The 12,028-nt window shown below is 37.9% G+C and carries 11 protein-coding genes; 9 read left to right on the top strand and 2 right to left on the bottom strand.

All coding sequences use genetic code 11. The annotated features are described in order from the left end of the window. Nucleotides 1-250, top strand: a 250-nt coding sequence (locus tag ON073_RS18810) for an efflux RND transporter permease subunit (RefSeq protein ID WP_274763420.1), incomplete at its 5' end; no start/stop codon positions are given. Nucleotides 251-252: 2 nt separating this feature from the next. Continuing rightward, nucleotides 253-1,311, top strand: a complete 1,059-nt coding sequence (locus tag ON073_RS18805) for an efflux RND transporter periplasmic adaptor subunit (protein WP_274763419.1) — start codon at nt 253-255, stop codon at nt 1,309-1,311. Nucleotides 1,312-1,340: 29 nt separating this feature from the next. Here ON073_RS18805 and ON073_RS18800 read toward each other — a convergent pair whose 3' ends face one another. Continuing rightward, a complete protein-coding gene (locus ON073_RS18800; RefSeq protein ID WP_274763418.1) occupies nt 1,341-1,565 on the bottom strand; it encodes a hypothetical protein in 225 nt (74 codons plus the stop codon). Nucleotides 1,566-1,711: 146 nt separating this feature from the next. Here ON073_RS18800 and ON073_RS18795 point away from each other — a divergent pair, with 146 nt between their 5' ends. The 3 genes from ON073_RS18795 to glnD all read left to right on the top strand — a co-directional run bounded on the left by ON073_RS18795 (nt 1,712) and on the right by glnD (nt 6,471). Continuing rightward, on the top strand, nt 1,712-2,635 hold the full coding sequence (locus ON073_RS18795; protein ID WP_274763417.1) for an AEC family transporter: 924 nt from the start codon (nt 1,712-1,714) through the stop codon (nt 2,633-2,635). 406 nt (nt 2,636-3,041) lie between these two features. Further along, entirely contained in the window at nt 3,042-3,884 is an 843-nt protein-coding gene (ablB, locus tag ON073_RS18790) for a putative beta-lysine N-acetyltransferase (protein ID WP_274763416.1), read from the top strand. 43 nt (nt 3,885-3,927) lie between these two features. After that, nucleotides 3,928-6,471 (top strand): [protein-PII] uridylyltransferase, encoded by a 2,544-nt coding sequence (gene glnD / locus ON073_RS18785; protein ID WP_274763415.1) that lies wholly within the window; start codon nt 3,928-3,930, stop codon nt 6,469-6,471. Here the strand turns inward: glnD and ON073_RS18780 are convergent. Beyond that, nucleotides 6,468-6,962 carry a MarR family winged helix-turn-helix transcriptional regulator gene (locus ON073_RS18780; protein ID WP_274763414.1) on the bottom strand — a complete coding sequence of 165 codons (495 nt, stop codon included), beginning with the start codon at nt 6,960-6,962 and terminating at the stop codon, nt 6,468-6,470. The two genes, glnD and ON073_RS18780, sit on opposite strands and share 4 nt — an antisense overlap. A gap of 193 nt (nt 6,963-7,155) precedes the next feature. Between ON073_RS18780 and ON073_RS18775 the strand changes: the two genes are divergently transcribed. The 4 genes from ON073_RS18775 to ON073_RS18760 all read left to right on the top strand — a co-directional run bounded on the left by ON073_RS18775 (nt 7,156) and on the right by ON073_RS18760 (nt 11,639). Continuing rightward, on the top strand, nt 7,156-7,551 hold the full coding sequence (locus ON073_RS18775; protein WP_274763421.1) for a DUF2391 family protein: 396 nt from the start codon (nt 7,156-7,158) through the stop codon (nt 7,549-7,551). A 142-nt stretch (nt 7,552-7,693) separates the two neighbouring features. Beyond that, entirely contained in the window at nt 7,694-10,327 is a 2,634-nt protein-coding gene (locus tag ON073_RS18770) for a PAS domain-containing sensor histidine kinase (RefSeq protein WP_274763413.1), read from the top strand. Nucleotides 10,328-10,329: 2 nt separating this feature from the next. Next, nucleotides 10,330-10,728: a response regulator gene (locus ON073_RS18765; protein WP_274763412.1), complete on the top strand. Its 399-nt coding sequence runs from the start codon at nt 10,330-10,332 to the stop codon at nt 10,726-10,728. Continuing rightward, on the top strand, nt 10,725-11,639 hold the full coding sequence (locus ON073_RS18760; protein WP_274763411.1) for a two-component system response regulator: 915 nt from the start codon (nt 10,725-10,727) through the stop codon (nt 11,637-11,639). The genes ON073_RS18765 and ON073_RS18760 overlap by 4 nt, the downstream gene beginning before the upstream one ends. Nucleotides 11,640-12,028 lie beyond the last annotated feature (389 nt).

Genomic DNA, 12,028 nt, shown 5'->3' with positions numbered 1-12,028 from the left:
GAAACTACGTTTACGACCAATTTTTATGAGCACGTTAACCAGTATTTTCGGCATGTTACCACTGCTTATTATGCCGGGTGAGGGCAGTGTTATCTACCGCGGCCTTGCTGCTGTGATTGTGGGAGGCATGCTGTTCTCGACGTTATTCACCTTAGTACTGCTACCAGCGCTACTGAAACAATTTTCAACCCGAACAAGTGTTCAACCAACTCCTGTTACTTCAACTCAAACGCAACTGGAAGGGAATTAGTTATGAGATACGTTATTTCAACCATTTTATGTACCTTGCTGGCATTAATCAGCTGTTTTGCCAGTGCCAATGAACGTCCAGATCCGTTAGTTGCATTAGGAGAAGTTGAACAAGCCGAAATCGCTGAACAAATGTGGGTACCCGGTACAGTGGTAAGCCGTTTTGACTCGCGCCTGACCACTGAGGTTTCAGGTGTAGTAAAACGCATTGCGGAAGTAGGTGAGCGCTTTAAAAAAGGCGATACCATTTTGCTTTTGGATGATGCATTTTTGCAACTTGAAAAACAGCAAGCAAGTGCCAGCATTAAAAGCTTTGATACACGTGTTACTTTACTTGAACGCCAATTAACACGTTTAGAAAAACTTGGTAAAAACGCCTCTCTTGATGCCTTAGAGGCTAAAGAAGCTGAGCTGATCATGGCAAAACAAGAGCTTGAACAAGCTAAAATTACCTTTCAACGCATTGCCCTGCAATTAGAGAAAACACAGCTGGTAGCACCATTTGATGGCACAATTGTTGAGCGTTATAAACAAGTTGGCGAATTTAGCCAAACCAATGCACCTGCGGTGCGTTTAGTCAGTCTTGATGATTTAGAAGTACGCGCTAATGCGCCACTCTCTCATACTCAATTTAACCAAGTGGGTGATGATGTATTTATTGCTAACAAAGAAGGTCGTTTTAGCTCAAAAGTTCGCGCTCTTGTTCCGGTAGGCGACGAATTAAGTCGTACCATGGAAGTACGTGTGTCATTAAGCGATCGCTCGTTACCTATTGGCACTGCGGTGCGGGTTAGCCTTGCCAGTAGTGCAAAACATAATGCGCTTACAGTTCATCGAGATGCGCTTATTTTGCGCCAAGACAAAGTGTATGTGAATGTAGTGCAAGACGATTTAACTGTTAAACAAGTCATTGTGACACCTGGTAGTGGTTTTAATGAACTTATCGAAGTGAAAGGTGAATTAACATTAGGTGAAAAAGTGGCAATCCGTGGTGGTGAGATGCTGCGCGATGGCGCAAAAGTGCGTGTAAAATCAACTGACAATTTAGTTGCCTTGCGTTAAACAAAAAAGCGAGCCTAAGTGGCTCGCTTTTACCGAATTATGATTGATGGGTTGGTATTCACCTCGCCATAATCGTCAATGGTGGCGATAGAATCTTCTAACGTCAGCACCGCTAACTTTCCGTTTCCTACATTTCGAACAAACGCTAAATCATAACCATAGTTATGCAAGTCGTAGATGGCTATTCTTTGTTCGTCCGTTAACAAATCCATATGTTCATTAAATCTTGGATTGTTTACTCTACGGTCAATCATAATTACTACTCAACAAATAACCCTGACTTTTAAATATAGTTCGTTTTCTATGCTGGGTAAAATATAGGCAGACGATATTTCATAAAGACATTTGCTGTTTTTCTGTGAATTGATTAAAGTCCCATTTTTCTCGAAATGAGAATGATATGTTTGCCTCTCTTTTTCCGTTAGTTGTTTTGGTTTTGCTTGGTTACCTTGCCATTCGCACTGGGCGTGTCAGTCAAAGTACTATTTCAGAGATAAGTAAAATCACTTTTAGTTGGTTATTTCCACTTTTTTTATTTATTAACATTGCACAGGCAAATTTGTCAGGTGTGCTGTCGTATTCGGTGTTTTTAACTTTTTACGGCGCTGTTTTTATGACTTTTTTATTTACTTATTTAGTGTCACCAAGGGTATTTAAAAAGGTGAATGAATCGCGAGCAGTTTTTGCGCTTGGCAGTACCTATTCCAATACCGTGATAGTAGGTTTGCCTATTTTAATCAGTTTAATCTCGCCGAATGTCACAGCGTTGGTATTTTTGATAATAAGTTTTCATAGTGCGATGTTATTTGCTGCAACCAGTTTTTTCACAAGTGTTACGACCAATAAAGCGTTTGATGTTAAGTCATTTTTGCTTGAGCTTTGCAAAAATCCTTTATTAGTTGGTATTTATGCTGGTTTGTTAATGAATCTGACGGGCATAGATTTCCCGGAGTTTATTAGTAGTTCACTTCATTTATTGACAAAACCTGCGTTGACGTTGGCACTGTTTATTTTGGGTGCCAATCTCTACCAATACAGATTAGCAGGCAGTTATGGGCAGATAGCGACTGCCAGTCTAATTAAATTAATTTTATTGCCGCTATTTACGCTTTTATTGGCTCATGAGGTATTTCAGCTAAGCCAAAATCTCGTTTTGACCTTAGTTGTATTAACCGCCTGCCCAACAGGTGTGAATGCCTATATTGTTGCCTGCCAGCAAAATTATGGGCAAAGCGTTGTAGCAGGCACCGTTGTGATGAGTACACTGCTTAGCGTTATTACTATTCCTGCCTGGCTTTTGATATTGGAGTATGGCGTATTTTAATAATACGCATTACTTCAAAAACCTTTCATTGTTTCGCTAACGATCAAGCCTATTTACTATCAAAGACGATAGTAATGACTATTCGAGCTACCAAAAAACTTTCTTTTTGTATTAAATAGCCACGCTAAATGCAATCTCAAATAGGGTGTTCGGTTATTTAATAGTCGATAAATTGATTAGTATTCTAACTAATGTTATATTATTTAGTGTTCTAATTAATTTTAAAGAGACTTACACCTGTTAGAGTTCTTAAACACGCTAACATTAAATAATTATGTATTACTCCCACCGATGTTCAATTAACCATATTGCTATCAATTCTAATTATGTTTTGTGTGTTCGACATTGACTTGTTTTAACACCATACAAATTCCCTTTTTATACAAATTAACAGCAAGGATACTAGATGATGACAGCGACGCAATTTGACAGTGAAATGACATTAACTGGAAACAACATTCGATTTGGTAAATTAAATGACCGTGTTTACATTACGGATGCAACAATTGAGTTACCAAACACCTTTCATAAAGAGGTTGAAGATTTTGCTAAACAAGGTGGTTACAGCAAGATCATTGCGAAAGTAAAAGATGCGCAAGTATTGCCATTTCTTAAACGCGGTTATCAAATTGAGGCAACGGTGCCTGGTTATTTTGGTCTTCAGGACGCTATTTTTATTTCTCGCTTTTTTGATGAAGAGCGCGCATCTTGTGATCATATGGATTTAAGTGATGATATTTTAAATGAAGTGCAAAATGTCGATACATGGCAACCTTCATCATTTTCGCAGCCGGTGTTTTTTCGTAAGTGTAACCAAGCTGATGTACGTGCACTTTCGAAACTCTATCAATTAGCTTTTTCTAGCTATGGCTCTCCAATAGGCGATGAACATTACATATCACAAAGTATTAAAAACGGTGTGGATTATTTTTGTGTCGAATATATGGACGCGATTGTTGCCTGTGTACGCATCGAATATGAAAAAGATGCACCGAATGCACGTCTCTACGATACGGTAGTACTTAGTCAATTTCGTAATGAAGGCATTGCCTCTGCTTTAATCTATGAAGCCAGTAAATACCTCAAAAGCAATGGGGTTGAATTTATTTATTCAGTTTGCAGAGCATCATCGTTTGCGATTAATAAAGTATTTGCACGTCTCGATTTTGAATACGGTGGTCGGCTAATAAACAATAACTTGGTAAATAACAAGCTTGTTTCTATGAATGTATGGTCGCAGAAACTTTGATATCAAATTAATCAATTGTCATTAATTTGAAGGAGAAGGGCACATGAAAACCGTTTTTAAAGAGCAGCTTGATAGCTTAACTGATAACCAAAATTCACGATTTTTTACAAGCCAAATTAGCCAATTACTCAATGAACGGGCATGTGAGCTTGATCATATCTTAATTGAAATGTGGCGTGAGTGCGGCCTTGTAAACTCAAGCTGTTCGTTAAATGCCGTAGGAGGCTATGGTCGAGCATCACTTCACCCCTACTCCGATATTGATATTGCGGTTATTGTTGCTGATGAAAAGAATATTCCAGAGGCAAAACTACGTGAATTTATTGCTGGCTTATGGGATTTAGGGCTTGATATTGGTCACTCTGTTCGCACTTTATCACAAGCGAAAAAATATGCCCGCGAAGACATTACTATTGCAACAAACCTACTCGATATTCGCTGTTTATATGGTGATAGCCAACATGCAGATGAGTTATTGTCATTTTTGTATGATAAAAATGACATAACAGATCATGCGTTTTTTGACGCAAAACTGTTAGAACAATCAACGCGCCATAAGAAGGCACTAAATACCGCACTTTATTTGGAACCAAACATCAAAACAAACCCCGGCGGTTTGCGTGATTTCCAAACCATAGTGTGGGTGGCAAGAAAGCATTTACAACTATCAAATAATCAATTGCTAGCAGAAGGTAAGCTGCTCCAAGAAGATGAGCAATTTGAGCTGATTGAGTGTTATGACTTTATTTGCCGAATTCGTTGGGCACTTCATTGTGTGGCTAACCGAGCACAAGAAGTTTTACTCTTTGAATATCAAGCTCAAGTGGCTGAGTTTTTAAAATTTGGTCGTGGCGATAGTGCACAACAGGCAATTGAACGTATGATGCGCCAGCTATTTCGTGCTATGACGCGACTGCAAGAGCTAAATCAAATTTTATGTGAAAATCTACGCAGTTGTATTACTAAAGATCAGCAAAAACATTCACAAAAAATTGATCAGCATTTTTCACTGGTGGATGGCTTGATTGAAACTAATTCATCAAGTGTCTTTATTGATAAATCACAAGTAATCAAGCTATTTGGTTTGCTTGCTGAAAACCCGCATGCAAAAGGTATTTCGTCAAATACCCTTCAATTATTACGCAAAGTTCGTCATCGTTTATTAGGTGAGCTGCAAGACTATCAAAGCTGTCGTGAGCAATTTATCAAATTGTTCGAACAGCCTAATACGCTTAAAAAAGTGCTTGGTTTAATGCACCGCTACGGCGTGCTTGAAATGTACTCTTCACAGTGGGCGCAAAGTGAAGGTCGCATGCAGTTTGATATTCATAATGCCTACACGGTTGATGAGCACGTGTATAAAACGGTGTCGTATATTTCTGATTTTGCCAATTGTCATGAAGCGCAAGAAAGTTATCACATTGCTTATGGACGAGTGCAAAACAAATTGGCCTTGTTTTTAGCGGCGTTTTGTCATCATCTTGCTGGTTCGCAAGAGAGCGAAAGCCACGGTACCAGTGCTATTTTAGCAAGAGAATTTGCCCGTTTTCACAATTTAAAGAATGCATCAGTTGAGTTGGTTGTTTGGTTAGTAGAGCAGCAAGAGTTATTTATAAATACTAGCCGTACGTTGGATATTTATGATCCCCGTACAATTAAATCTCTCAATAAAAAAATCAAATCGCTGGAACGTTTAAATGCGTTATATACCTTCACTGCCGCCGATATAATGGCCACAAATGAAGATGCATGGAATGATTGGCAAGCAGCTACGCTTGAGCAGCTTTATATTGCATGTAGAGAAGCCTTTAAAACCGATGGGCAAAGTATTTTTGAACAGCGAACTGTGATCCGAGAGAATAAAGCGCAGGCCCACACGATTTTATCGAAAAATAATATCGCACTTGACGATGTGACAACGTTTTGGTCAACACTGCCAAACAGCTTTTTTACTTTCACAAGCGCAAAAGAACTAGCAGAAATTACAGCTAAAATAGTAACAACTCGTCAGTTTCCACTAGTGTTTCTCACGCAAAGTGAGCAAATAGGCTGCTCAACGTTAGTGGTATATACCCCAAATCGAGAAAAACTGTTTGTCGATATTTTCAATACGTTAACGCGCTCTAAAGTAAATGTTAAAGATGCTGAACTACTTGAAACAAAGGACGGTAATGTGCTTGAGGTGTTTCGCGTATTAGATGTAAATGATGAGCAACTGTGTGAACGTTTTCGTATAGAGCGCGTGATAAGGCAGATAGAGCAAGTGATCACTAAGGGTTACAAAGATTGTAAATTACCAGTTGCAAAGAAAATCAAAAGCTTTGACTCAGAACCTATGGTGGAATTTATACCTACACCAAAAAGAGGGCGCACGTTGCTTAAAGTAACAACACTCAATAACCCTAGCTATGTCGATAAAATATGCTCGGTGTTTCGCAATCACACCTTGTCTATTCATTCAGCCAAAGTAACCACACTGGGTGAGAGCCTTGAAAGTGTGTTTTTACTTTCAGACAGTAACAACCAGTGTTTAAAAGAAGATTTGCGCAGCCAAGTGGTGGATGCGTTTGGTTATAAACTAAGTTAGTTATTATTGTCGTCGTTAGTACTCACACTCATTGGTGCTATCTCTAACATTGGCGCGGCATCAAGATCTGTGGCATCCATCATACTTGCAATACGTTGCATTGATGAAAGTAATAGGCTTTGTTCCCATTGTTGAAGCGCACAGAAATTTTGAATAAAGTGATCTTGCAATGGTTGAGGAGCGTCAATTAAGGACAATTTACCTTTTTCAGTAAGAAATAAGCTGACGCGGCGTTTATCTTCTTTACTTCGGACACGTTCTATTAAGTCACGTGATTCTAATCTGTCGAGTATATTTGTAACTGTTGCTGCACTTAAATTAATTTCTTTGGCAACGGCGCCTGCTGTAACGGCTTTAACTCGGGCAATCTCTTGCATTATAAGTAATTGCGGCCCGGTCAAACCTGAAGACTTATTAAGTTGTTTTGAATGTAAATCGATGGCTCGGATCACCTTGCGGATAGAAACAAGCAGCTCTTCGTATTTTTCCATATTCTGATCTTAGCGATTTAGAAGTGTCATAAATTAATAATTTGAGTTGATAATAACAAATTGTCTTTCTCAAAACAGTTTTATAATTCTTTAACGCAACAATAAGCCCAAAAGGTTTTAATTTATAATGATTTTTAACCAAATCTCTATTAATCTTTGAAAACAGCAATGGGTGTTTTACGAATTGTTTATGATGAAAAAAAGTTTTAACTTTGAAGATATTATTCAAATTTGCGTTGGTGCTTTTGCCCTAGCGGTACCCATTTCATTTTCAGAAGAAGCATGGCAACTAGCCCAAACACTGCCTTTTAGCAACTTATTACTGCTTTTTAGCTTATCGCTTATTTTTTTAAGCCTTTACACCTTTGAAAGTGTCTTTCAGCGAAATATTAATACCCGCCGTTTTTTGTTTGTTATTCGGATTGTGATTGCTTACCTAATTACATTTTTAATTGTCTGTTTGGTGCTTTTGAGCATTGATAAGTTGCCTATTTTTAGTGATCCGCTAATAGCCTTAAAGCGCGTTGTTGTGATTTCAATGCCAGCATCAATGGGGGCAATTATCGTCGATAGTTTTGATAAAGAATAATAGGCATTTAACACTCTTTTAGTAGGGTATTAGTGAGTGATACTGACCACCACTAAACATTGCTATCAAATTGTTTTTTAACCACTGTCTGCCATACTCAATAAGAATTTCACTGTAATTAAAGGGATTTCAGTTGAGCACAATGACAGAACAGTTTTTTCGTGGTGATTACATGCCTCATGGGCATTGTTATCTTTGGCAGCCCCACATTTTATGGACCCATGTTGTCTCTGATCTATTAATTGCAACCGCTTATTTCTCAATACCTTTTGCGCTGATTATGTTTATGCGCAAACGTAATGATATTGGCTATCACAACGTATTTTTGCTGTTTTCTCTGTTTATTTTGTTTTGCGGTATCACTCACCTGTTTGGTATTTGGACTATTTGGCAGGGAGTTTATGGCTATCATGGTATTGCCAAAGCTGTCACTGCGTTGGTGTCTATTACTACCGCATTTTATCTTTATAAATTATTACCTGATTTACTGAGAGTGCCTACGATTTCCCAATACGAAGGCATTAAGTCGCAATACGGCTTTTCAAAACGGGAAAATAAAATTCTTACCGGGTTATTGGAGGGGCATATTCAAACTAAATGGATGCTCGATTCATTACCACTCAGTTTTATCTTAGCTAATGAGCATGGCGATATTGTGTTTGTGAATGAGCATTTTAGAAGTGAATTTGGCAATCCAGTGGATAAGCTCGGAAATTTAATCCATGCAAATAGCCAAGAATATGAACGAATTATTCAATCAAATGCGGATTCGCTTGAGTTTAACGAAAGCACTAATTTTATAGGCCATGTATACACTGAAACATTAAGTAAAAGTGTTGAAATCATTTTAAATAAAAAACAATACGAAGGTGAAACTCAATTATTAATTACCTTAAAAGATTTAAAAGAGGTGGCTTCTTTAAAGCAACAACTAGTAGAAACAAACGCCCGTTTCGAGCGTGCTATTTCAGCCACGAACGATGGTATTTGGGACTGGAATATCGTTACTGGCAAACAGGTATGGACACCTAAATTTTATGAATTAATAGGTCTTGCTAAGACAGAAGAGGCGAATTATGAAACTTGGTTCAATCATATTCACCCAGCCTATCAAGAAAGCGTGCAACAAGCAGTCGACATTCACCTACAAACAGGCGTTAAATATGAAGTTGAATATTTAGGGCGCAACAGTGAGGGAGAATACGGCTGGTTTTTAACACGCGGAAACTCAATTTACGATGATAAAGGTGTGCCAATCATGATGTCTGGCTCGTTAAGGTATATTGATGAGCAAAAACAAGCACAAACGTTACTCGATGAGCGTACTCAGTTTTTAGAAGCGCTCTTTATGGGAACAAATCATGGTATTTGGGTGGTTGAATACTTAGATAATGATTTTAAATTTACGACTTACAATAATACCGCTCTAAAATGGACTGGCATCACGCATCAGCAAATTATTAATAAAAAGCTTTCAGAGCTAAGTTTTTTCCCCGACGAAGTAAAACAACACTTATATGAACGTTACTCTACTTGTATAGAGCAAGGCAAACCAATGGAATATGTTGAATATATTCCATTTGAAGGTAAAGCTAAGTGGTTTAAAACATCCCTTTATCCGGTCAATGCAAACCACTTAATTGGTAGTGCAGTTGATATCACAAGTGAGAAAGAATCGCAGCAACAGTTGGCCGAAAACCATAATTTCTTAGAGAGCCTATTAGACAGTTCAGTGTGTGGTTTTTATATCTTCAATTTAGAGACGCAACAAAATGAGCGCATTAACAAAACCTACACTGAACTACTAGGCTACGACCTCGAAGATTTTACTAATGACGTTGATTTACTAGAGAAGTTTCACCCAGATGATAGGGCAAGTGTGCTCAAGCACATGGAGGTGATTTTAAATACGCCGGGTAACGAAAAACACTATTTAGAATATCGTTTCAGACATAAAAAAGGGCATTGGGTGTGGTGCTATTCTGTTGATTCAGTTTTAGAGCGCGATGAAGATGGTAAGCCAACACGTATGCTCGGCACGTTTGTAGATGTGAGCGATAAAAATGAGTTTTTAAATAAACTTAAAGCGTCCAATGAGTATTTGGAACAATTTGCGTTTATTGCATCTCATGACTTACAAGAGCCATTACGAAAAATATCTGCTTTTAGCGAGTCAATTTATCAACGATTACAATCACAATTTAAATCAGATCCTGATAGTGAATTTGAATTAGAGCGATTGCAGTTGGCTGCTAAAAGGCTGAGCAAAATGATTGAAGATTTGCTTAAGCTATCGCGCATTAATACTAATACACTTTGCTTTGATACGGTTGAATTTAAACATATCTTGGCACCTGTTTTAGAAGGGCTCGAGTTAGTTATTGAGCGTGCTAATGCCAGCATTGAATGTGAAAATGAGCAGCAAAAAATCACCGTAGATGTAGGGCTTTTCTCACAAGTAATGCAAAACCTTATTGGTAATGCCATTAAGTTTGCCAAAACTAACACACCACCAAAAATAGCCATTAGTGTTGAAGAGAATGAATCAACCGTTGTAATTACATTGAGTGATAACGGTATTGGCCTTGACTCAGCACACTCGAAACGAATTTTTGAACCGTTTAAGCGGTTACACACCCGTGAACAATATGAGGGAAGTGGCATTGGTTTGGCAATTGTAGCGCAAATAATAAAGGTTCATAACGCGCAAATTAGATGTGAAAGTATTGAAGGTGAAGGCACTCGGTTTATTATCGAGTTACCTAAGGAGTACTAGTTTTGCTAAATTTAATTTTGATTGATGATGACCCTGATGAGGCATATATTCTAAAACAAGCACTCAAAAAAGTAGATCAAGATAAAGTGTTGACTCATTTTGATAATGGCAATCAATTTGTCGATTCGTTGGCGCAATATTTGGGTTCTAATTGCTTGGTTTTACTAGATTTGAATATGCCACAAAGCGGTGGGTTAGAAATACTTAAAAAAATCAAAGCGAATAAACAAGCGGCTAATGTACCTGTTGTGATTTATTCAAATTCAAATAGTCCGCACGATATTGAATTATCATATGAGCAAGGCGCTAATTCATATGTGCGAAAACCCCAAGGGCTAAATGAAACGGTAGACTTTTTAAGTGCATTATTAAACTATTGGCAAAGGGTAAATAAAACATGAGTGAGCAAAGAAAGTTTAAATCTAATCACCTCATTTATTTACTAGAAGATGATAGTGATGATGCTTACCTGATCAGAAATGCCTTAAAAGACGATAAGATTATTAGTCACTCCATAATGACATTCGATTCGTTAGAAAAGTTGGTGCAAGCCCTAACTAATTTTAAGCCTGACCTGATTATTATGGATTTAAATGTGACCGATAGTGACGGCTACAATACCATGCTAACAGTGAAGCACAGCGCACAATCGGTGCCAATTGTAGTGGTAACAGGCGTTGCTGATGAAGCTATGGGCGATAGACTTATTCAACTAGGAGCTCAAGATTATGTGCCAAAATCAGAGCTCACATCGTCGTTGTTACAACGGGTGATCCGCTTTTCAAAAGAACGCCACCATTTATTACAGATTTTAGAAAATTCAGCGAATCGTGACGCACTAACAAAATTGTATAGTCGCAAGGCGCTCGACCTTAAGCTCGAAGAATTAGTAAAACATGCCCAGCGCTACGGTGAAATGTTTGCCATATTATTTATCGACTTAGATAATTTTAAACCTATTAACGACCAATTTGGCCATGATGCGGGCGATCAATTATTGCAACATGTTGCAAACCGCCTCACGTTATTTAGCCGCTCTACTGATTTTGTTGCGCGTTTTGGCGGCGATGAATTTGTAACCCTACTGCCCCATATCAAAAATGCAGAAGATGCAGAACAAGCGAGCCAACAGCAGCTTAATGCTATTTGTGATGACTTTTATATTACAGATATTGACGGGCAAGCACAGCAGGTGCACTTATCGGCTAGTATAGGTTTTGCGCTTTTTGGTGAACATGGTGAAACGGCGGTAGATCTAATAAAGGCTGCGGATAACGCAATGTATCATAATAAACAAAAAGAAAGTCGTTGATGGTGATGCTTATATTTAAGCACAAGCAATGCTTATTGAGCTGATAGTCAAAATAACGTGAATAAATAAGGTGTATTAGCTCATATCTGATCTTACAGTTTAAGTAAATAAGTTTAGACTTCGTCAAACAGCTATGAGCGCAGGCTGTCATTAGATTTGAATAATTACAATACTGGTTTTATGCTTCCTAAAGACTGTTTAAAGAGTAAAGGAATATCATGAAATACAGAATTGAAATTTTAATACCAATAATTTTGTTAGGTTACATCGCTTTTTTCCCAGTTACATCTGGAGAGATTAATCATCATTTTTAAAAGATCATATATTAGTACCATTTGCTTTAATTCTGATTGCTTTGATAGTACTTTCATTTGGATTATCGCAATTAG

This window comes from Pseudoalteromonas sp. G4 (assembly GCF_028875915.1).
Classification (GTDB): domain Bacteria; phylum Pseudomonadota; class Gammaproteobacteria; order Enterobacterales; family Alteromonadaceae; genus Pseudoalteromonas.
This window is presented reverse-complemented; position numbering and strand designations above follow the sequence as displayed.